Annotated in this window: 23 protein-coding genes; all 23 read right to left on the bottom strand. The window is 64.6% G+C overall.

Annotated elements, in window-relative coordinates; all coding sequences use genetic code 11:
* Position 1: 1 nt before the first annotated feature.
* The gene (locus D3880_RS09245; protein WP_119893175.1) at positions 2–481 is read right to left on the bottom strand and encodes a chemotaxis protein CheW; all 480 of its coding nucleotides are present in this window, start codon (positions 479–481) and stop codon (positions 2–4) included.
* Between the two features lie 134 nt (positions 482–615).
* Positions 616–1,425 carry a CheW domain-containing protein gene (locus D3880_RS09240; RefSeq protein ID WP_119893174.1) on the bottom strand — a complete coding sequence of 270 codons (810 nt, stop codon included), beginning with the start codon at positions 1,423–1,425 and terminating at the stop codon, positions 616–618.
* A 72-nt stretch (positions 1,426–1,497) separates the two neighbouring features.
* Positions 1,498–2,286 (bottom strand): ParA family protein, encoded by a 789-nt coding sequence (locus D3880_RS09235; protein ID WP_119893173.1) that lies wholly within the window; start codon positions 2,284–2,286, stop codon positions 1,498–1,500.
* 52 nt (positions 2,287–2,338) lie between these two features.
* On the bottom strand, positions 2,339–3,214 hold the full coding sequence (gene motD / locus D3880_RS09230) for a flagellar motor protein MotD (protein WP_119893172.1): 876 nt from the start codon (positions 3,212–3,214) through the stop codon (positions 2,339–2,341).
* 12 nt (positions 3,215–3,226) lie between these two features.
* Entirely contained in the window at positions 3,227–3,967 is a 741-nt protein-coding gene (locus D3880_RS09225; protein WP_119893171.1) for a flagellar motor protein, read from the bottom strand.
* Entirely contained in the window at positions 3,967–5,097 is a 1,131-nt protein-coding gene (locus D3880_RS09220) for a protein-glutamate methylesterase/protein-glutamine glutaminase (RefSeq protein WP_119893170.1), read from the bottom strand. Before D3880_RS09220 ends, D3880_RS09225 begins: the two co-directional genes overlap by 1 nt.
* A 46-nt stretch (positions 5,098–5,143) precedes the next feature.
* Entirely contained in the window at positions 5,144–7,378 is a 2,235-nt protein-coding gene (locus D3880_RS09215; RefSeq protein WP_119893169.1) for a chemotaxis protein CheA, read from the bottom strand.
* 30 nt (positions 7,379–7,408) lie between these two features.
* A complete protein-coding gene (locus tag D3880_RS09210) occupies positions 7,409–8,197 on the bottom strand; it encodes a protein phosphatase CheZ (RefSeq protein WP_119893168.1) in 789 nt (262 codons plus the stop codon).
* A 19-nt stretch (positions 8,198–8,216) separates the two neighbouring features.
* Positions 8,217–8,591, bottom strand: coding sequence for a chemotaxis response regulator CheY (locus D3880_RS09205; RefSeq protein ID WP_177412165.1), 375 nt, complete (start codon positions 8,589–8,591; stop codon positions 8,217–8,219).
* Positions 8,592–8,683: 92 nt separating this feature from the next.
* A complete protein-coding gene (gene fliA / locus D3880_RS09200) occupies positions 8,684–9,430 on the bottom strand; it encodes an RNA polymerase sigma factor FliA (protein WP_162934968.1) in 747 nt (248 codons plus the stop codon).
* Positions 9,427–10,257 carry a flagellar synthesis regulator FleN gene (fleN, locus tag D3880_RS09195; protein ID WP_420800853.1) on the bottom strand — a complete coding sequence of 277 codons (831 nt, stop codon included), beginning with the start codon at positions 10,255–10,257 and terminating at the stop codon, positions 9,427–9,429. The genes fliA and fleN overlap by 4 nt, the downstream gene beginning before the upstream one ends.
* A 59-nt stretch (positions 10,258–10,316) precedes the next feature.
* The gene (gene flhF / locus D3880_RS09190) at positions 10,317–11,636 is read right to left on the bottom strand and encodes a flagellar biosynthesis GTPase FlhF (protein WP_119893164.1); all 1,320 of its coding nucleotides are present in this window, start codon (positions 11,634–11,636) and stop codon (positions 10,317–10,319) included.
* Between the two features lie 12 nt (positions 11,637–11,648).
* Complete coding sequence (gene flhA, locus D3880_RS09185) at positions 11,649–13,745, bottom strand: flagellar biosynthesis protein FlhA (protein ID WP_119893163.1); 2,097 nt, start codon at positions 13,743–13,745, stop codon at positions 11,649–11,651.
* A gap of 296 nt (positions 13,746–14,041) precedes the next feature.
* The gene (gene flhB / locus D3880_RS09180) at positions 14,042–15,178 is read right to left on the bottom strand and encodes a flagellar biosynthesis protein FlhB (RefSeq protein WP_119893162.1); all 1,137 of its coding nucleotides are present in this window, start codon (positions 15,176–15,178) and stop codon (positions 14,042–14,044) included.
* A gap of 16 nt (positions 15,179–15,194) precedes the next feature.
* Entirely contained in the window at positions 15,195–15,968 is a 774-nt protein-coding gene (gene fliR / locus D3880_RS09175) for a flagellar biosynthetic protein FliR (protein WP_119893161.1), read from the bottom strand.
* Positions 15,969–16,238 carry a flagellar biosynthesis protein FliQ gene (gene fliQ, locus D3880_RS09170; RefSeq protein WP_119893160.1) on the bottom strand — a complete coding sequence of 90 codons (270 nt, stop codon included), beginning with the start codon at positions 16,236–16,238 and terminating at the stop codon, positions 15,969–15,971.
* 11 nt (positions 16,239–16,249) lie between these two features.
* Positions 16,250–17,005 (bottom strand): flagellar type III secretion system pore protein FliP, encoded by a 756-nt coding sequence (gene fliP / locus D3880_RS09165; protein WP_119893159.1) that lies wholly within the window; start codon positions 17,003–17,005, stop codon positions 16,250–16,252.
* The gene (fliO, locus tag D3880_RS09160; protein WP_119893158.1) at positions 17,005–17,436 is read right to left on the bottom strand and encodes a flagellar biosynthetic protein FliO; all 432 of its coding nucleotides are present in this window, start codon (positions 17,434–17,436) and stop codon (positions 17,005–17,007) included. The genes fliP and fliO overlap by 1 nt, the downstream gene beginning before the upstream one ends.
* Positions 17,437–17,438: 2 nt before the next feature.
* A complete protein-coding gene (fliN, locus tag D3880_RS09155; protein WP_119893157.1) occupies positions 17,439–17,906 on the bottom strand; it encodes a flagellar motor switch protein FliN in 468 nt (155 codons plus the stop codon).
* Positions 17,907–17,936: 30 nt separating this feature from the next.
* Positions 17,937–18,911, bottom strand: a complete 975-nt coding sequence (gene fliM, locus D3880_RS09150) for a flagellar motor switch protein FliM (protein ID WP_119893156.1) — start codon at positions 18,909–18,911, stop codon at positions 17,937–17,939.
* Between the two features lie 16 nt (positions 18,912–18,927).
* Positions 18,928–19,452, bottom strand: a complete 525-nt coding sequence (fliL, locus tag D3880_RS09145) for a flagellar basal body-associated protein FliL (protein WP_119893155.1) — start codon at positions 19,450–19,452, stop codon at positions 18,928–18,930.
* A 381-nt stretch (positions 19,453–19,833) separates the two neighbouring features.
* Complete coding sequence (locus D3880_RS09140; RefSeq protein ID WP_119893154.1) at positions 19,834–21,105, bottom strand: flagellar hook-length control protein FliK; 1,272 nt, start codon at positions 21,103–21,105, stop codon at positions 19,834–19,836.
* A gap of 348 nt (positions 21,106–21,453) precedes the next feature.
* A complete protein-coding gene (locus tag D3880_RS09135; protein WP_119893153.1) occupies positions 21,454–21,813 on the bottom strand; it encodes an Hpt domain-containing protein in 360 nt (119 codons plus the stop codon).
* Positions 21,814–21,830 lie beyond the last annotated feature (17 nt).

The following is a 21,830-nucleotide window of genomic DNA, read 5'->3' as shown; positions in this document are numbered from 1 at the left end:
CTCAGATGTTCTCCAACTCCGACCACTCTTCCTCGCTCATCATCTTGTCCAGTTCGACGAGGATCAGCAGCTCACCGTTCTTGTTGCACACGCCCTGGATGAACTTGGCCGACTCGTCGTTGCCGACGTTCGGCGCGGTTTCCACCTCGGACTGCTTCAGGTACACCACTTCCGCCACGCTGTCGACGAGAATGCCGACCACTTGCTTGTCGGCCTCGATGATGACGATACGGGTGTTGTCGGTCACCGGCGCCGGATTGAGGCCGAAACGCTGACGGGTGTCGATCACCGTCACCACGTTGCCGCGCAGGTTGATGATCCCCAACACATAGCTCGGCGCCCCGGGCACCGGCGCGATTTCGGTGTAGCGCAGCACTTCCTGAACCTGCATCACGTTGATGCCGTAGGTCTCGTTGTCCAGACGGAAGGTCACCCACTGCAGAATGGGGTCTTCGGCGCCCTGCATCGACGATTTGTTCATTTCCCTAGCCTCATCCAAACCCGCTTACGGCGGTACGCGCGGGTGTGCCCGCTGTTATTAACACAAAGCTATTAACACAGAGCCCCGCCGAGGGCGAGACAGTCAATTCTTCAGTTCTTCAATTACTCAACGCTTCAGTGCAACCGGCCATCGACCAGGCGCTTGGCCGCGCCGCTGGCGATCAGCTCGGCCAACGCCGCGACATCCAGCAAGGCGCACATGTGTTCGATCACCGTGCCCGCCAACCAGGGGCGCTGGGTCCGCTGAGCCCGCCACTTGACCTCGTTGGGGTCGAGGCGCACCGAGCGGCTGACCTGATGCACCGCCAGCCCCCACTCGTAGCCCTGCACCGAGATCACGTATTGCAGGCCCTGGCGGAAATCGTCGCGGTAACGATCCGGCATCACCCAGCGCGCGGTATCCAGCACCTTGAGGTTGCCGGCCTGGCACGGCAGCAGCCCGAGGAACCAGTCCGGCTGGCCGAACAATGGGGTCAACTCTTGATCGGCCAGCGGGTAGATCGAGCCCAGGCACACCAGCGGCACCGCCAGGGTCAGCCCGGCGACGTCGAACAGCAGGCACTCGAACGGCTCCTGCGCCCAGCTCGGTCGCCCTTCCAACTGCAGCCCCGGCAGGATGACCGGCGGCGCGGCCGCCACATTCAACTCGGCCACCGGCGCCACCAGGGCCACCGGCGGCTCGACCACCGCTTCCTCGACCACGATGTCCGGCGCTGCCACCAGAGGCGCTGCGCCCGGCTCCGGGATAGCCAGCGCAACCGGCGCCAAACGGGAATCACGTACCTGCTCTTCCAGCACCGCCGCCTCGAACTCTTCGCGGCTCACCGACTCGGCCAGCTCGAGCGCAGCCTCCTGCAACAGGCTATCCAGATAGGACTGCAAGGCCAACTGCGGGCGGGTAGCGACAGCGACGGCTCGACTCATGACGGCAACCTGAAAAAATGGACTTGCCTAGCTATCGGCAGGACCGGCAAGGGACTTGAGCGAGCGCGCATCTCATGCCACCTGGCTGGCCGGCAGGCGCGCCAGCAGGTGTTTGAGCAGCGCCTGGTAGGCAATCACGCCGCGACTCTTGGCATCGAACTGCGAAGGCGTCTGCCCGGCTCGGCTGGCGTCGCGCAGGCGCGTGTCGACCGGGATATAGGCCGGCCACAGTTGCTCCGGATAGGCATTGCGCAGCGCCCGCAGGGTGCTCAGGGACGCCTGAGTACGGCGGTCGAACAAAGTCGGCACGATGCTGTAGGGCAGCGCCTGTTTGCGCGAGCGGTTGATCATCGCCAGGGTGCTGACCATCCGCTCCAAGCCCTTCACTGCGAGAAACTCGGTCTGTACCGGAATCGCCAGTTGCTGGCTGGCCGCCAGCGCATTGACCATCAGCACGCCGAGCAAGGGCGGGCTGTCGATCAGGGCGAAATCGAAATCCTGCCACAGCTGGGTCAGGCTCTTGGCGATCACCAGGCCGAGGCCGTTCTGCCCCGGCGACTGGCGTTCGAGGGTGGCCAGCGCGGTGCTCGACGGCAGCAAGGCGATGCGTTCGTGACTGGTGGGCAGCAGCAGTTCCTGCGGCAAGCCCTGCGGCACGTTGCCCTGATGCAGGAACAGGTCGAAGCAGCTGTGCTCGAGGGCGTCCGGATCGTGGCCGAAATAGCTGGTCATCGACCCATGCGGGTCGAGATCGACGACCACCACGCGCTTGCCGGCATCGGCCAGCAGGCCGGCCAGGGCGATGGTGGTGGTGGTTTTGCCGACACCACCTTTTTGATTGGCTACTGCCCAGACTCTCATGCGTTCCTTCCTCCCGACGGGCCAAGCGCCTGACCGAGAACTGAGGCCGGCTTCAGTGCACCGGCGACGGAGAATTGACGGCACCCGCTGGCGGGGCCTGTGCTGCCGACAGCGGTGCAGATTGCATGCCAGCGCGTTGCAGCGCACTGTCGGGCTTGGCCTTGCCACTGCCCATGCCACTGACGCTGCGACGTACATCGAGGTTGCGCGATACCACCAGTACCACCCGCCGGTTGCGCGCCCGGCCCTCCGCCGTGGCGTTATCGGCCACCGGCTGGAACTCGCCATAACCGACCGCCGCCAACCGCCCGGCACTCACGCCGTCGAGTGCCAGCATGCGCACCACGCTGGCCGCCCGCGCCGCGGACAACTCCCAGTTGGTCGGGTATTGCGTGGTCTTGATCGGCAGGTTGTCGGTGAAGCCCTCGACATGCACCGGGTTGTCGTAGGGCGACAGAATCTTGGCAACCTTCTCGATGATGGCGAACGCCTGGTTGCGCGGCAGCGCGTCGCCGCTGGGGAACAGCAGACTCGAATTCAGCTCGATCTCCACCCACAGCTCATTGCCGCGCACGGTGACCTGGCCGGTCTTGATCAATTCGCCCAGCGCCTGGCGCATGCTCGCGGCGATATCCTCCAAGGCTTCGGCGGATTCATCGCGGCCATGGGCCACGTCCTGATCCGCGGGGCGCTCGGGAGCGGTGGTCAGCGGTCGCTCCTCGCCGACCGGGATCGGCTTGATCGCGCGATCCGGCTGATTGAACACGCCGACCAGGGTGTCGGAAAGGATCTTGTACTTACCCTCGTTGAGCGAGGAAATCGAGTACATGACCACGAAGAAGGCGAACAGCAGGGTGATGAAGTCGGCGTAGGACACCAGCCAGCGCTCGTGATTTTCATGTTCTTCGTGCTGGCGTCTACGTGCCACGGGCCTACTCCATCAGTCCATGAAGCCTTGCAGCTTCAGTTCGATGGCGCGCGGATTCTCGCCCTCGGCGATGGAGAGGATGCCCTCCAAGAGCATCTCCCGATAACGCGCCTGACGCAGGACCACGGCCTTCAGCTTGTTGCCGATCGGCAACAGCAGCAGGTTGGCGAAACCCACGCCGTAGATGGTGGCGACGAAGGCCACGGCGATACCACTGCCGAGCATGCTCGGGTCGGCCAGGTTGCCCATCACGTGAATCAGGCCCATCACCGCGCCGATGATACCGATGGTCGGCGCATAGCCACCCATGCTCTCGAACACCTTGGCGGCCTGCAGGTCGCGGCTTTCCTGGGTGTAGAGATCGACTTCGAGGATGCTGCGGATGGCCTCCGGCTCAGAGCCGTCGACCAGCAGCTGCAGGCCCTTGCGCGCATAGGCATCGGGTTCGACATCGGCCAGCGCTTCGAGGCCGAGCAGGCCTTCCTTGCGTGCGGTCATGCTCCAGCCCACCACCCGGTTGATGCCGCCGACCAGGTCGATGCGCGGCGGAAAGAATATCCAGCGCAGCACCGTCAGCGCGCGCTTGAATACACTGACCGGAGCCTGCAGAAATGCGGCACCGAGGGTGCCGCCGATGACGATCAGCGCCGCCGGGCCATTGAGCAGCGCGCTGGCATGCCCGCCTTCCAGGTAATTGCCGCCGAGAATGGCGACGAAGGCGAGAATGACGCCGATTAGGCTCAGCACGTCCATCAGACGCAGGCCTCGACCAGATGCCGGCCGATGTCATCGAGGCTGTACACGGCATCGGCCAGAGCGGCCTTCACCACCGCCATCGGCATGCCGTAGATCACGCAGCTGGCCTCGTCCTGCGCCCATATCTGGCTACCGCCCTGCTTGAGCATGCGTGCGCCCTCGCGGCCATCGGCGCCCATGCCGGTGAGCACCACCGCCAGCACCTTGTCGTTGAACGACTTGGCCGCCGAGCCGAAGGTGATGTCGACGCTCGGCTTGTAGTTCAGCCGCTCGTCACCGGGAAGGATGCGCACCGCGCCGCGGCCATCGATCATCATCTGCTTGCCGCCGGGCGCCAGCAGAGCCAGGCCGGGGCGTAGCAGGTCACCATCTTCGGCTTCCTTGACGCGGATCTTGCAGAGCTTGTCGAGACGCTCGGCGAAGGCCTTGGTGAAGGCCGCCGGCATGTGCTGGATCAGCACCAGCGGCGCCGGAAAATGCGCCGGCAACTGGCTCAGCACCTGCTGCAGGGCCACCGGTCCGCCGGTCGAGGTGCCAATGGCGACCAGTTTGTAGCTCTTGCGCCGTGGCGCCGGGCCGGCCGGAGCGGGACTGGCGGCTGCCGCAGCCGGCGCCGCCGGAGCAGAGCGGACCGGCGCCGGGCTGCTAGGCCGATTGCCCAGCGACGGACTGACCGCGGGGCTGGCAGCGGGCGGCGCCACAGGCGCGCTGAAATGGTTGTAGCGGCGGTTGCTGCGGGCGATGCTGTGAACCTTCTCGCACAGCAGCTGCTTGACCTTCTCCGGGTTGCGCGAGATGTCCTCGAAATTCTTCGGCAGGAAGTCCACCGCGCCGGCATCCAAGGCATCGAGGGTGACCCGCGCGCCCTCGTGAGTCAGCGAGGAGAACATCAGGACCGGCGTCGGACAGCGCTGCATGATGTGCCGCACCGCGGTGATGCCGTCCATCATCGGCATCTCGTAATCCATGGTGATCACGTCGGGCTTGAGCGCCAGCGCCTGATCGATGGCCTCGCGGCCATTGGTGGCAGTGCCGATCACCTGGATGCTGGCATCGGCAGAGAGAATCTCCGAGACCCGTCGGCGAAAGAAGCCGGAATCGTCGACCACCAGGACCTTGACTGCCATACACACTCCTGCATGCCGCCGCCCCGCAGGGCCGACGGCCAATCAATCAAATGCGCCGCGCGTAGCGCTTGAGCAAACTGGGCACGTCGAGGATCAACGCGATGCGGCCGTCGCCGGTGATGGTCGCTCCGGACATGCCGGGGGTGCCCTGGAGCATCTTGCCCAAGGGCTTGATCACCACCTCTTCCTGGCCGACCAGCTGATCGACGACGAAGCCGATGCGCTGGGTGCCGACCGAGAGGATCACCACATGGCCCTCGCGCTGCTGCTCGGCGTAGCCGGCGTCCTTGACCAGCCAGCGCTTGAGGTAGAACAGCGGCAGCGCCTTGTCGCGGACGATCACCACTTCCTGGCCATCTACCACGTTGGTGCGCGACAGGTCGAGGTGGAAGATTTCGTTGACGTTGACCAGCGGGAAGGCGAAGGCCTGGTCGGCGAGCATCACCATCAGGGTCGGCATGATCGCCAGGGTCAGCGGCACCTTGATGGCGATCTTGGTGCCCTGGCCCTTGCTCGAATGGATATTGATGGTGCCGTTGAGCTGGGAAATCTTGGTCTTCACCACATCCATGCCAACGCCGCGGCCGGACACGTCGGAAATCTCGGTCTTGGTCGAGAAGCCCGGAGCGAAGATCAGGTTGTAGCATTCCGATTCGTTCAGGCGCTCGGCGGCGTCCTTGTCCAGCAGGCCCTTCTCCACCGCCTTGACGCGCAGCACGTCGGGATCCATGCCGTTGCCGTCGTCGGTGATCGACAGGAGGATATGGTCGCCCTCTTGCTGCGCCGCCAGGACGATGCGCCCGCCACGGTTCTTGCCCTTGGCCTCGCGCGCCTCCGGCAGCTCGATGCCGTGGTCCACCGAGTTGCGCACCAGGTGCACCAGCGGGTCGGCCAGGGCCTCGACCAGGTTCTTGTCGAGGTCGGTTTCCTCGCCCACCAGTTCCAGGTTGATTTCTTTCTTCAGATTGCGCGCCAGATCGCGGACCAGGCGCGGGAAGCGGCCGAAGACCTTCTTGATCGGCTGCATGCGGGTCTTCATCACCGCGGTCTGCAGGTCGGCGGTGACCACGTCGAGGTTGGACACGGCCTTGGCCATGCTCTCGTCGCTGCTGTTGGCACCCAGGCGCACCAGGCGATTACGCACCAACACCAGTTCGCCGACCATGTTCATGATCTCGTCCAGGCGCGCGGTGTCGACCCGCACCGTGGTTTCCGCCTCGCTGCTTGCCGCCGGCTTGTCGCTCGCCGGCGCAGCACTGCGCAGCGGCTCGGCCTTGGCCGGCGCCGGGGTGGCCGGTTTGCTCGGCGCCGCCGGCTTGGCCGCGCCGTTGATGGCCGGCACCGGAGTGGCGACCGCAACGGCAGACTCGTCGGCGCCAGTGCTGGCGGCCTCGCTGAACTTGCCCTTGCCATGCAGCTGATCGAGCAAGGCTTCGAATTCGTCGTCGCTGATCAGCTCACTCGCCGCACTTGCGACGGCAACCGGCCCGGCCACCACCGCGGCACTTGCAACACTTTCGCCAGCCGCAACAGTGGCGGCGCTGGCGTCGAACTTGCCCTTGCCGTGCAGCTGATCGAGCAAGGCCTCGAATTCGTCGTCACTGATGTCATCGCTGGCAACCACGTCCGCCACCGGCGCTTCGGCCACAGCCACTGTCGCAGCCGCCACGCCGCCGCCGAACTGGCCCTTGCCATGCAACTGGTCGAGCAACGCCTCGAATTCGTCGTCGCTGATCTCATCGCCGCCCGCGGCGACTGTTTCCGCCTGAGCGCCCGGCTCATCGCCGAGGGCTTCGAGCAGTTGCTCGAACTCGCTATCGGTGATGTCGCCGCTAGCCACCGTTGGCTCTGGCTCGGCGACGGCTGCAGGCGCAGCCAGTTCGTCGTCGCGCTGCGGCTCGGCCAGGCGCGCCAGGGCGGCCAGCAACTGCGGAGAAGCCGGGGTCAAGGCGACGCGCTCGCGCACCTCGGTGAACATGCCGTTGACCGCATCCAACGCAGCCAGAACCACGTCCATCAATTCCGAATCGACCCGCCGTTCGCCCTTGCGCAGGATGTCGAAGACGTTCTCGGCGATGTGGCAGCAATCCACCAACTCGTTCAGCTGGAGGAAGCCGGCACCGCCCTTGACGGTATGGAACCCGCGAAAGATGGCATTGAGCAGGTCCGCGTCATCCGGCCGGCTTTCCAGCTCGACCAGTTGCTCGGAAAGTTGCTCGAGAATCTCGCCGGCCTCTACCAGGAAGTCCTGGAGGATTTCTTCATCGGCGCCAAAGCTCATTGTGCGTGCTCCAAAAGGTTCAGCCAGAACCTAGAAACCCAGGCTGGACAGCAGATCGTCGACATCGTCCTGACCGGATACGACGTCATCACGCTTATCGGCATGAATCTGCGGACCTTCACCCTGGGATGGATTTTTTTGTTGTTTTTGTTCGCTACGCAGCTGATCGAGATCGTGCTCGATGCCGGCGAAGCGATCGACACTGCTGGCCATCAGCATCAACTTGAGCAGATCGCTCTCCACCTCGGTGACCAGCTGGGTGACCCGTTTGATCACTTGCCCGGTGAGGTCCTGGAAGTCCTGCGCCAACAGAATGTCGTTGAGATTGGCCGACAGCTTGTGCGTGTCGCGCTCGCTGCGGGCGAGGAACAGCTCGATGCGCTTGGCCAGATCGCGGAAGGCGTCGGCACCCAACTCGCGGCGCATGAAACGCCCCCAGTCGGCACTCAGGCGCTGGGCCTCGTCGCTGAGATCGTTGACCAACGGCGCGCTCTGCTCGACCAAGTCCATGGTGCGGTTGGCCGCCTTCTCGGTCATGGTCACCACGTAGTTCAGCCGCTCGGTGGCGTCGGTGATCTGCGAGACTTCCTGAGCATGGGGCATGCGCGGATCGAGCTGGAAGTTGACGATCGAGTTGTGCAATTCGCGGGTCAGCTTGCCGACCTCGTGATAGAGGCCACGGTCGCGCGCCTTGTTGAGCTCGTGAATGAGCTGCACGGCCTCGCCGAAGTTGCCTTTTTCCAGGCTTTCGACCAGTTCGCGGGCGTGACTTTTCAGGGTCGACTCGAGGTCACCCAGCAGGGAATCGTTGTGATCCATAGTGCCCTCGCGGCGGAGATCAGCCGTTGACGCGCTCGAAGATCTTCTCGATCTTTTCTTTCAGTACTTGCGCCGTGAACGGTTTGACGACATAGCCGTTTACCCCGGCCTGTGCCGCCTCGATGATCTGATCACGCTTGGCTTCGGCGGTCACCATCAGCACCGGCAGGTGCTTGAGGCGCTCGTCGGCGCGCACCGCGCGCAGCAGGTCGATACCGGTCATGCCCGGCATGTTCCAGTCGGTCACCAGGAAGTCGAAGTTGCCGCTATGCAGCATCGGCAGCGCGGTGGTGCCATCGTCCGCCTCGGACGTGTTGGTGAAACCCAAATCACGCAAGAGGTTCTTGATGATCCGTCGCATCGTCGAGAAATCGTCAACGATGAGGATTTTCATATTCTTGTCCAAGTCGACCTCCGGTCAGTCTTAAACGCCCCCGCCCCGGGGAGGCGCCGATCAATCGTGCAACTACAGCCCCAAATAGCGCCTCAGCGTGCGCGCCATTCGCCCAAACGTGCACGCAAACGCGCGGCACACTGGCTATGCAACTGGCTGACTCGCGACTCGCTGACCCCCAGCACTTCGCCGATTTCCTTGAGATTCAGCTCTTCGTCGTAATACAGCGACAACACCAACTTTTCCCGCTCCGGCAGCTTGCCGATGGCGTCCGCCAAAGCGCCCTGGAAGCGTTCCTCTTCCAGATCGCGTGAAGGTTCTGAGTGGGTACTCTCGGCGTCTTCGGCCAGCTCGCCATGTTCGCCGTCCTGCAACAGGTCGTCGAAACTGAACAGGCGGCTGCCCAAAGTGTCACCAAGGATGCCGTAGTAATCTTCGAGACTCAATTGGAGTTCGGCAGCAACCTCGTGATCTTTAGCGTCACGACCGGTTCGCGCTTCAATTTTCCGGATCGCATCGCTGACCATGCGGCTGTTGCGGTGCACCGAACGCGGCGCCCAGTCGCCCTTGCGCACCTCGTCGAGCATCGAACCGCGGATGCGGATGCCGACGAAAGTCTCGAAACTCGCGCCCTTGCTGGAGTCGTATTTCTTCGCGGCCTCGAGCAGGCCGATCATCCCGGCCTGGATCAGATCCTCGACCTGCACGCTGGCCGGCAGGCGGCCCAACAGGTGGTAGGCGATGCGCTTGACCAGCGGCGCATAGCGCTCGATCAACTGGTGCTGGGAATCCCGTGCCTGTGCCTTGTAGTACATACGCTGTCCAGTGGCTGCGATCATACGGCCGGTTCGGTAGACGGGTGCCGCACCAGACGCTCGACGAAAAACTCCAGATGGCCGCGCGGGTTGGCTGGAAGCGGCCAACCGTCGACTTTCTGGGCGATCGCCTTGAACGCCAGGGCACATTTCGAACGCGGAAACGCGTCATACACGGCGCGCTGTTTTTGTACCGCCTTGCGCACCGACTCGTCGTATGGCACGGCGCCGACATACTGCAGGGCCACGTCGAGGAAGCGGTCGGTAACCTTGGTCAGCTTGGCGAACAGGTTGCGCCCCTCCTGCGGACTGTGGGCCATGTTGGCCAGCACGCGGAAGCGGCTCATGCCGTGATCGCGGTTGAGCAGTTTGATCAGCGCATAGGCGTCGGTGATCGAGGTCGGTTCGTCGCACACCACCACCAGCACTTCCTGGGCGGCGCGGACGAAGCTGACCACCGCGTCGCTGATACCGGCGGCGGTATCGATGATCAGCACATCGAGGTTGTCGCTGATATCGCTGAAGGCCTGGATCAGCCCGGCGTGTTGCATATGCGACAGCTGCACCATGCTCTGGGTGCCGGAAGCCGCCGGCACCACGCGAATGCCGCCGGGGCCCGGGATGATCACGTCACGCAGATCGCATTCACCGCTGACCACATCGGCCAGCGTGCGCTTGGGCGTCAAGCCCAGCAGCACATCGACGTTGGCCAGGCCGAGGTCGGCGTCCATCAGCATCACCCGGCGACCGAGGTCGGCCAGGGCCAGGGACAGATTCACCGAGACGTTGGTCTTGCCCACGCCACCTTTGCCGCCGGTCACGGCGATCACCTGTACGGGGTGCATTCCCATGTTAGTTCCACACCTTGTCATGCTTCATTTGGCTGCTTCCGTTCTGTCCGTCGCGAGATCTAGCCGACCCGGCGCTGCGAGCTTTGATAGAGACCGGCGAACATTTCCGCCATGACATCTTCGCTCGGCTCTTCCGCGGTCTGCAGGCTGACGGCGCGACTGACCAGTTGATGGCTGCGGGGGACCTGCAGATCGTCCGGAATCCGCGGCCCATCGGCGAGATAGGCTACCGGCAGATGCTGACCGATAGCCAGCCCTAGCACCTCGCCGAGGCTCGCGGCCTCATCCGCCTTGGTGATGATGCAGCCGGACAGTCCGCAACGTTTGTAGCTATGGTACGCCGCCTTGAGCACCTGGCTCTGGCTGGTGGCAGCCATGACCAGGTAATTCCTGGCCTTGATGCCACGTCCCGCCAGGGCTTCCAGCTGCAGGCACAGGGCCGGATCGTTGGCCGGCAGACCGGCGGTATCGATCAGCACCAGGCGCTTGCGCGCCAGCGGCGCCAGGGCCTGGAGCAGCGACTGGCCGGGGTCGACCTGGGTCACCGAGACATTGAGGATGCGCCCGAGCGTCTTCAGTTGCTCCTGGGCGCCAATACGGAAGCTGTCCATGCTGACCAGGGCGACATTCTGCGCGCCGTACTTAAGCACATAACGCGCCGCCAGCTTGGCCAAGGTGGTGGTCTTGCCCATGCCGGCGGGGCCGACCAGGGCTATCACCCCGCCCTCTTCCAGCGGCTCTTCCTTCGGCGTGCGGATGGCCTGGGCCAGATGCGCGAGCAGCATGCGCCAGGCCTGACGCGGCTCGGCAATGCCGGCCACGCGCTCCAGCAGGCTGCGCGACAGCTCGGCGGGCAGGCCCATGCGCTGCAGGCGGCGCCATAGGCTGGCCTGCTGCGGACGGCGATTCTGCATCTGCCCCCAGGCCATGGAGCCGAGCTGCACTTCGATCAGCTCGCGCAGGCCATGCAGTTCGGAACGCATGGCCTCGAGGGCATGCTGGTCGGTGGCGGCAGCCAGCACCGGGGCGGCGGCGGCCGGCGCCGGACGCTCGGGGCGCAGCGGCGAAGCCAGCAGTTCGGGGGCGACAATGGATTCGTTGGCGAACAGCTGGCCATCCTTGAGCGCCTCACCCTGCTCACGGTAGGCCAGTTCCGCTTGCGCCGAGGCGATCTTCGCCTGGGTCTTGCGCAGCTCGGCCTCCAGCGCCGGGTTCGGCTGCAGCGGCGCGGCGGGCACCTGGTAGTCCAGCGCGGCGGTCAGCTCGACACCACCGGCGACCCGGCGGGTGCCGATGATCGAGGCGTCGGCGCCCAGCTCATCGCGAACCAGCTTCATGGCTTGACGCATATCGGCGGCGAAGAAGCGTTTGACTTGCATGGCCTATAAACCTCAGTTCTGTCCCACGGTGGCGACGATGGTGACCTGCTTGTTGTCCGGTATTTCCTGGTACGCCAGCACGTGCATGTTCGGCACTGCCAGGCGAGCAAAACGCGAGAGCATCGCCCGAACCGGACCGGCTACCAGCAGAATCGCCGGCTTGCCGAGCATTTCCTGGCGCTGCGCGGCGTCCACCAGCGAACGTTGCAGCTTCTCGGCCATGCCAGGCTCGAGGAGGATGCCGTCCTCGGCGCCTTGACCGGCCTTCTGCAAGCTATTGAGCAATATCTGTTCCAACCTTGGTTCGAGGGTGATCACAGGCAGCTCCGGCTCTAGTCCCACAAGGCTTTGCACGATTGCCCGGGATAGTGCGACGCGAACCGCGGCGATCATCGCGGCGGGATCTTGACTCTTCGAGGCGACGTTGGAGATGGCCTCGGCGATCGAACGGATGTCGCGCACCGGCACCTGCTCCTGCAGCAGCGCCTGCAGCACCTTCAGCAGGGTCGACAGCGAGACCATGCCCGGCACCAGCTCTTCCGCCAGCTTCGGTGAGTTCTTCGCCAGCACCTGCAGCAGCTGTTGGACCTCCTCGTGACCGAGCAGTTCATGGGCGTGCTTGTGCAGCACCTGGTTGAGGTGGGTGGCGACCACAGTGCTGGCGTCGACCACGGTGTAGCCGAGCGACTGCGCCTGATCGCGCTGGGCGGCATCGATCCACACCGCCTCGAGACCGAACGCCGGATCTTTGGCGGCCACGCCGTTGAGGCTGCCGAACACCTGGCCCGGGTTGATCGCCAGCTCGCGGTCCGGATAGACCTCGGCCTCGGCGACGCTGACGCCCATCAACGTCAACCGATAGGCGTTGGGCAGCAGATCGAGGTTGTCGCGGATATGCACCGAGGGCATGAGAAAGCCCATCTCCTGCGAGAGCTTCTTACGCACGCCCTTGATCCGCGCCAGCAATTGCCCACCCTGGTTGCGGTCGACCAGCGGGATCAGCCGATAGCCGACCTCCAGGCCGACCATGTCCACCGGAGTGACGTCGTCCCAACCCAGCTCCTTGATCTCCTGGGCCTTCTGCGCCGGCAGCAACTCCTGCTGGCGCTGCACTTCCTGTTCGGCCTGGACCTTGGTCTGCCGCTGCTTGTTGGCGATCCAGTAAGCGCCGCCAGCGGCAATCAGGCCGAGGCCGAGGAACGACACGTGGGGCATTCCCGGCACCAGGCCCATGGCGATCAGGATCGCCGCCGACACCGCGAGCGCCTTGGGCGAGGCGAACATCTGCCGGTTGACCTGCTGGCCCATGTCCTCGGAGCTGGACACCCGCGTGACCATGATCGCCGCCGCAGTCGACAGCAGCAGCGACGGCATCTGCGCCACCAGACCGTCGCCGATGGTCAGCAGGGCGTAAACCTTGCCGGCATCGGCGAAGCTCATCGAGTGCTGCAGCACGCCGATGGCCACGCCGCCGATCAGGTTGATGAACAGGATCAGCAGGCCGGCGACCGCGTCACCGCGGACGAACTTGCTGGCACCGTCCATCGAGCCATAGAAGTCGGCCTCCTGAGCCACCTCGGTGCGGCGCTTCTTGGCTTCCGCCTGATCGATCAGGCCGGCGTTGAGGTCGGCGTCGATGGCCATCTGCTTGCCCGGCATGGCATCCAGGGTGAAACGCGCGCTGACCTCGGAGATCCGCCCGGCGCCCTTGGTGACCACCACGAAGTTGATGATCATGAGGATGGCGAACACCACCACACCGACCACGTAGTTGCCGCCGATGACCACCTCACCGAAGGCCTGAATCACCTTACCGGCCGCTTCGTGGCCATTGTGGCCATGCAGCAGCACCACGCGGGTGGAGGCGACGTTGAGCGCCAGACGCAACAGAGTGGCGACCAGCAGGATGGTCGGGAACACGGCGAAATCCAGCGGCCGCAAGGCATACACGCAGACCAGCAGGACCACGATCGACAGGGCGATGTTGAAGGTGAACAGCACGTCGAGCAGGAACGGCGGCACCGGCAGCATCATCATGGCGAGCATCACCAGCAGCAGCAGCGGCACCCCGAGGTTGCCATGGCGCAACCCGGCGAGGTTGCTGCGCATATTGCCGATCACCTGCGAACGATCTACTGCCACGTCCCTACCCCGACTGATCCAATCTTTTGACGCGAAAGCGCCTTATGCCGGGGTTAGGGCAAGAAGCATTCCAACTTTGCGCCGGGGAGTCCGTAGGATGGGTTGAGCGCAGCGATACCCATCAACTCCACCCGCATGGGTATCGCCTACGGCTCAACCCATCCTACGGCGCTGGCCGAGACGCCGATCTATACCGGCGGGATTAGGGTGAGGGGCGATTGAGACGTGAGCAGCGAACGCCCACCTAGGCCCCGTTTGACGCATCACTCGTCGCGGCGCAAATCCGCCGGGATCGGCAGATCCGGCAAAGGCGCCGGGCGCTTGCCCTTGCCGGTCTTGAACTGCTTGAGCTGATAGACATAGGCCAGCACCTGGGCCACCGCCAGGTACAGGCCGGCGGGGATTTCCTGATCCAGTTCGGTGGAGTAATACACCGAGCGCGCCAGGGCCGGCGACTCCAGCAGCATGACCTGATGCTCCTGGGCGATCTCGCGGATCTTCAGCGCCAGGAAGTCTCCGCCCTTGGCCAGCAGCACCGGCGCGCTGCCCTTGGCGGGGTCGTACTTGAGCGCCACGGCGAAGTGCGTCGGGTTGGTGATCACCACGTCGGCCTGCGGCACGGCGGCCATCATCCGTCGCTCGGCCATCTCCCGCTGCATCTGGCGCACGCGCTGCTTGACCTCGGGTTTACCCTCGCTGTCCTTGTATTCGTCGCGCACTTCCTGCTTGGTCATCATCAGCTTCTGCTTGTTGTCCCAGAGCTGAAACGGCACATCCACGGCGGCGATCAGGATGATCCCGCAGGACATCCACAGCGCGCTCCAGCCGACCACCTGGACGCTGTGCAGGATGGCCATTTCCAGCGGCTCCTGGGCCATCGCCAGCAAATCGTCGCGGTCGCTGGAGAGCACCAGCAGCGCCACCAACAGCACCACCGAGAATTTGGCCAAGGCCTTGAGCAACTCCGCCAGCGCCTTGGCCGAGAACATGCGTTTGAGCCCGGCCAGCGGGTTCATCCGGCTGAACTTGGGCTGCAGCGCCTCGACGGAAAACAGCCAGCCGCCCAGAGCGATCGGGCCGACGATGGAGGCGATCAGCAGGGTGAAGAACAGCGGCAGCAGCGCCTCGAAGGCCATCTTCGCCGACGCCGCCAGCCACAGGATCATGGCCTGATCGTTGAGCAGAACCTCGCGCGGCAGGCTGAAGTTGGCGCGCATGATCTGCAGCAGCACATCGGCCAGGCTGCCGCCAGTGGCCAGCAGCCCACCGGTGCCGGCGAGCAGGATGGCCAGGGTGTTGAGCTCGCGGGAACGGGCGATCTGGCCCTTTTCCCGCGATTCGCGCAGGCGTTTCTCTGTGGGCTGTTCGCTCTTGTCGGCGCCGCTCTCGCTTTCGGCCATCAGCGCGGGCTCCTCATCAGCGCAACTGGGCCATGTCACGCAGCAGTTGCAGGGCCTCGCTGGCCAGCAACTGGTACTGGGCGAGGATATCGGCGAGACCGATCCAGACGATCACCAGGCCGACCACCAGGGTCAGCGGGAAGCCGATGGAGAAGATGTTCAGCTGCGGCGCCGCGCGGGTCATCACGCCGAAGGCGAGGTTGACCACCAGCAAGGCGGTGATCGCCGGCAACACCAGCAGCAGGCCGGCACCGAGCACCCAGCCGAGCTTGTTGGCCAGCTCCCAGTAATGCGTGGTCAGAAAACCGCCGCCCACCGGCAGGGTGACGAAGCTCTCGGTGAGCACCTCGAGCACCACCAGATGGCCGTTCATGGCGAGGAACAGCAGCGTCACCAGCATGGTGAAGAACTGTCCGATCACCGCCACCGACACGCCGTTGGTGGGATCGACCATGGAGGCGAAGCCGAGGCCCATCTGGGTGGCGACAATCTGCCCGGCGATCACGAACGCATGGAAGAACAGCTGCAGGGCGAAACCCAGCATGGCGCCGATCAGCACCTCCTGGGCGATCAGCAGGAACGCCTGCAGGCTGATCGCATCGACGCTCGGCATCGGTGGCAGGGTCGGCATGATCACCACGCCGATCGCCAGCGCCAGGTACAGGCGCACGCGCACCGGCACCAGTTGCGTGCCGATGATCGGCATGGTCATCAGCAACGCGGCGATGCGGAACAGTGGCAGCAAAAAACTGCCGACCCAACCGCCGATCTGCGCGTCGGTCAGCTCCATCTAGCCGATCATCTGCGGAATGTTCTGGATCAGCGTCTGGGTGTACTCCATCAGCTGCTGGATCAACCAGGGCCCGCCGACGATCAGGGTGAGCAGGATCACCAGCAGGCGCGGGAGGAAGCTCAGGGTCTGTTCGTTGATCTGGGTGGCGGCCTGGAACATCGCCACCAGTAGGCCGACCAGCAGGCTCGGCACCACTAGGATGGCGACGATCATGGCGGTCAGCCAGAGCGCTTCGCGGAACAGGTCTACGGCTACTTCGGGAGTCATCGCAGAGCCTCCTACACGCCGCCGAAACTGCTGGCCAGGGTGCCGATGATCAGCGCCCAGCCGTCGATCAGGACGAACAGCATGATCTTGAACGGCAGGGAAATGATCAGCGGCGAGAGCATCATCATGCCCATCGCCATGAGGATGCTGGACACCACCAGATCGATGATCAGGAACGGAATGAAGATCATGAAGCCGATCTGGAACGCGGTTTTCAGCTCTGAAGTGACGAACGCCGGCACCAGGATGGTCAGCGGCGCCTGATCGGGGCTGGCGATGTCGGTGCGCTTGGACAGGCGCATGAACAGCTCCAGATCGGAGCTGCGGGTCTGCGCCAACATGAAGTTCTTCAGCGGCACCTCGGCCTTGGCGATCGCGTCCTGGGCCGGCAGCTGCTCGCTGAGATAAGGCTGCAAGGCCTCGCGGTTAATCTGCTCGAACACCGGCGCCATGATGAACATGGTCAAGAACAAGGCCATGCCGGTGAGGATCTGGTTCGACGGCGTCTGCTGCAGGCCCAGGGCCTGACGCAGGATCGAGAAGACGATGATGATCCGCGTGAAGCTGGTCATCAGCATGACGAACGCCGGGATGAAGCTCAGCGCCGTCATGATCAGCAGGATCTGCAGGCTGACCGAGTACTCCTGCTGCCCGGCGGCATTGGTCGACAGGGTGATCGCCGGGATCGACAGCGGGTTGTCGGCACCCAGCGCCAACGGCGCGGCCAGGCTCAGCAGCAGCGCCAGAGCGAGATGCAGTGGGGTCATCAGGACTTGCCCTTCTGCTCGCGCCCCAGCAGCTTCGCCAAGTGCTGGGCAAACTCAGCGGAGGCCGGCTCTCCGGCGGGCATGGCCACCGGCTCGGCCAGCACATGCAGGGGCGTGATGCGCCCGGCATTGAGGCCGAGGAGGATCTGCTCGCCGCCCACTTCCACCAGCACTAGCCGGTCACGCGGGCCGAGGGCCTGGCTGGCGACGATCTTGATCACCTGGCCGCCGCGCGGCGCGATCTGCTGCACCCGACGCAGCAACCAGGCAAGCAGGAAGATCAGCCCGACCACCAGCAACAGGCCGAGCAGCAGCTGCGCCAGTTGGCCGGTGATCCCGCTGTTGGCCATAGGGGTCGCCGGCGCCGCGGCTTCGGCGGCTAGGGCGCCAAGCGGCAAAGCCGCGAGCAGAGCGAGAAACGCGCGCCGCATGCTCAACGCAGCTTCTTGATGCGTTCGCTCTGACTGATCACGTCAGTCAGGCGGATACCGAATTTCTCGTTGACCACCACCACCTCGCCGTGGGCGATCAGGGTGCCGTTGACCAGCACGTCGAGCGGCTCGCCGGCCAGGCGGTCGAGTTCAATCACCGAGCCCTGGTTGAGCTGCAGCAGATTGCGGATGGAGATCTCGGTGTTGCCGACTTCCATGGAGATCGACACCGGAATATCGAGGATCACGTCGAGGTTCGGGCCGTCCAGGCTGACCGGCTGGTTGCCCTTCGGCCCGCTGCCGAACTCTTCCATCGGCGCCCGCGGGGCGGCCGGCCTGGCCGGCGCGTTGCTCTGGGCGAGCATGGCGTCGATATCGTCCTGGTTGGCGTCATCGCCGGACTCGGCCAGGGCCGCGGCCCACTCGTCGGCCAGAGCCTGTTCCTCGGGTGTGGTGTTTTCGTCTGCCATGGGATGTCCTCGGCTGGAGCTGAATAGGAATTAACGTTGACGCTGATCGAGCGGTTCGACGACTTGCAGGGCCAGGTTGCCCTTGTGCGCGCCCAGCTTGACCTTGAAGGTCGGCACGCCGCTGGCGCGCAGCACCACGTCATCGGCGATTTCCACCGGGATCACGTCGCCCGGCTGCATGTGCAGGATGTCGCGCAGCTTGAGCTGACGGCGCGCCACGGTGGCGGCCAGCGGCACGCGCACGTCGAGGATGTCCTCGCGCAGGGCCTTGACCCAGCGCTCGTCCTGATCGTCGACATCCGACTGCACGCCGGCATCGAGCATGTCGCGGATCGGCTCGATCATCGAATAGGGCAAGGTGATGTGCAGGTCGCCGCCACCGCCATCCAGTTCGATGTGGAAGGTCGAGACCACCACCACCTCGCTGGGGCTGACGATGTTGGCCAGCGCCGGGTTCACTTCCGAGTTGATGTACTCGAAGTTGACGTCCATCACCGCGTGCCAGGCCTCCTTGAGGTCGACGAAGGCCTGATCCAGCACCATGCGCACCACGCGCAACTCGGTCGGGGTGAACTCGCGGCCTTCGATCTTGGCGTGACGGCCGTCGCCACCGAAGAAGTTGTCGACCAGCTTGAACACCAGCTTGGCGTCGAGGATGAACAGACCGGTGCCGCGCAGCGGCTTCATCTTCACCAGGTTGAGGCTGGTCGGTACGTACAGCGAATGCACGTACTCACCGAACTTCATCACCTGCACGCCGCCGACCGCCACGTCCGCCGAGCGGCGCAACAGGTTGAACATGCTGATGCGGGTGTAACGGGCGAAACGCTCGTTAATCATCTCCAGGGTCGGCATGCGTCCGCGGACGATGCGGTCCTGGCTGGACAGATCGTAGTTCTTGATGCTGCCCGGCTCGGCGGCGTCCTCGGCCTCGACCAGGCCGTCGTCGACGCCATGCAACAGGGCGTCGATCTCGTCCTGGGAGAGCAGATCTTGTACGGCCATGCGGGGCCCCTTGTGCTTATTGCAAAACGAAATTGGTGAACAGCACTTGCTCGACGACCGTCTGCCCGATCTCCTTCTGCGCCAGTTCCTGCACGCTGGCGGTGGCCTGCTGACGCAGCATTTCCTTGCCCACCGGGGTGGTCAGGGCGTTGAAGTCCTGACCGGAAAACAACATCACCAGACGGTTGCGCAACATCGGCAAGTGGACTTTCAGGGCTTTCAACTGGGCCTCGTCACGCGCCATCAGGGCAATGCTGACCTGCATGTATCGTTGCCGGCCATCCTGTTTGAAGTTGACCACGAAGGCCGGGGCCAGTTGTTCGTAAATGGCCGGTTGCTTGCCGGGAGCGGCACCCTCGGCCGCCTCCTCGCTCTTGGCCTCGTCGGCCGCCGAGTTCTTGTGCAGCACCAGCCAAGTACCGCCGATGGACAGGCCAACCGCCAGCAGCAAGGCCACGGCGATCACGATGATGAGCTTGAGTTTGCCTGCCGGTTTCGCGTCGCTGCCGGGCAGCGGCGGTGCCGGTTCTTTCTTAGCCATGCCAATAATCCGTCACTGTTGGGTGTTGCAAGCGCGTTGCGGGGGATTCAGCAAGTGTTATGCCAGCTTCCCTGCCTCGCCGTCGGAGGCCAGCGGATATATCAGGATGGCCGGAGGCTGTCACCCTGAATGAAAGGTTCTTCACGGAACTCCGGGGGAGGCCTGGAACAAGAACGCAGATTCAAGGGTGGGTTAGCCGAAGGCGTAACCCACCAACCCTGCCGAACAGCGGAGCCTGGGGCGGCACCGCTGGTGGGTTACGCCGCTACGCGGCTAACCCACTCTACAAAAGCTGAGCGCGGCGAAGCCCCACGCCCAGGGTGCAGAAAGCTCGCTGTTGGGCTTCGTCGCTGCGCGCCTCACAACCTACGGCCATCCGCGTCAGGCGTAATAGTCCACCAGGCTGCGCCCGCCACCGCCGGCGGAGGAGCGGATCTCGCTGACACTCAGGCTCACCTCCTCGTCAGCGCCGAAGTGCTCGCCGCCGCCACGGAACTGAGAGGCACCGCGACCGCTTTCACCCTGCCCCTGTCCCTGCCAGCCGCGATTGAGCGACTGGTCGGAGACATTCACATCGGGCAGGTTCATGCCCTGCTGGGCGAACATGTCGCGCAGGCGGTGCATCTGCCCCTCCAGGGCATCGCGCACACCGGCGTTGGGACTGGCGAAAGTCACCTGGGTCTGGTCCTGGGCCATGTGGATGCGCACTTCCAGGCGCCCGAGCTCAGTCGGGTCGAGCTGGATCTCGGCGGACTTGAGGTTCTGGCTGGACAGCCACATGACCCGGTCGACCACCGCCTCGCTCCAGCCGCCCTGCTGCATCGGAATCGGCTGCCCTGGCACCAGCGCGGTCCGCTGGCTCGGCGCACTCTGCTGGGCGATAGCCTGGCTGAGGGCACTCAGACGGTTGGCGAAACTCTCCGTGCGCAGGTCGCTTGGACTGTCCTTGAGGCCTTCCAGGCCCTCGCCGCTCAGCTCGTCCAGTGGCAATTCCGCCTCCAACTTGGCTTCACCCTGCAGCTTGGCCGGGTCGCTCAAGGCCGCCATGGCGGCGGCGAAGCCCTGCACGCTGTTGAGCGCCGGTGGCGCGCCGGCGGATGCCGCAGACTGCTGAGCGACAGCTGGGTTCTTGGCGCCAAGACCGAGCGCCAGGTTGACGCCGGCCACCTCGTTCAGCGCATCCAACTGCGGGTCGTGACTGGCCTCGGTCAGGCTCGCCGGCCCGGAACCCATGAGGTTGGTGCCGGCCGACAGCGGTAGCGCGGCAGCCTCCTCGCCTTCGGCCTCGACATCGAGCAGCACACCGTCCTCGCCCGGCATCTGTCCGGCCATGGCCAGCAGCATGGCTGGATCGGGCTGCGCCGGCTCGGTCGGCAAGGGTTTGCCGCTATCGGCAAGCGGTGGCTCGCCGGCGGCAACCACGGCCGTCGTATCGTCGGCGCGCTCGGGCTCCTTGGACTTGTCGTACTTCGCTTTGGCCGCCTCATCATTACCTTCGGCGGCCTTTGCCTGACGCTCCTTGGCGTACACCTGGGCGAAGCTGGAAGCCTCGTCTTTACGCGGTTCGGCCGTATGCGCCGGGGCTTTCGCCACAGGCGCCTTGGGCTTCACCTCGGGTTTCGACGTGAGGAGCAGGTCGGGGGCAACGGACATGGGCACTCTCCGTGCTGGATGGGTCGTGCCAGGGATATAGCAAGGCTTGGGCCAGCTTTTGTGCGGAGTGTTTACGATCTGCTGCGCGTCGGCCACGCGGCGTTAAAAATGGCTATGTACCGGTTAGATATTGAGCACGGCTTCTGTAGGCTGGGTTAGCCGCGCAGCGGCGTAACCCACCAGCGGTGTTGCCATGGACACCGACGTCCAGCAGGGTTGGCGGGTTACGCCTGCGGCTAACCCACCCTACGAATGTGGATGGGTCGTGCCAGGGCTTGTAGCAAGGCTTGGGCCAGCTTTTGTGCGAAGGGTGCTTAACAGGCTGTTTGGACCGGGACAGTCCGGCGCTCAGGTGCGCGATTGGTAGCGCTGGCGCTCGGATTTGAACAGGATGCGGACGATGGCGAACTCACGCTCAATCTGCTCGAGCACGGCTGGCGCTTCCGCCAGTTGCTCGCGGCGGCCGATCTCTTCCAGCTGTTTGCACAGGGCGGCCAACAGCGGCGCACCCATATTGCTGCAGCTGCCCTTGAAGCTGTGTACCGCCAGCCGCAGCGCCTGCGCGTCGCGGCCCTGCAGGGCCGCGTTGAGCGAGCGCACACGCTCTTCGGAGTCGGCCAGGAAGGTATCCAACAACAGCGGATATTCGTCTTCCATCACGTCCTGCAGAGCCAGCAGCACGGCATTGTCGAGATGCAAATCGGCCACCCGGTCACTCCTTGATC

It is taken from the genome of Pseudomonas cavernae, assembly GCF_003595175.1.
Taxonomy (GTDB): domain Bacteria; phylum Pseudomonadota; class Gammaproteobacteria; order Pseudomonadales; family Pseudomonadaceae; genus Aquipseudomonas; species Aquipseudomonas cavernae.
This window is presented reverse-complemented; position numbering and strand designations above follow the sequence as displayed.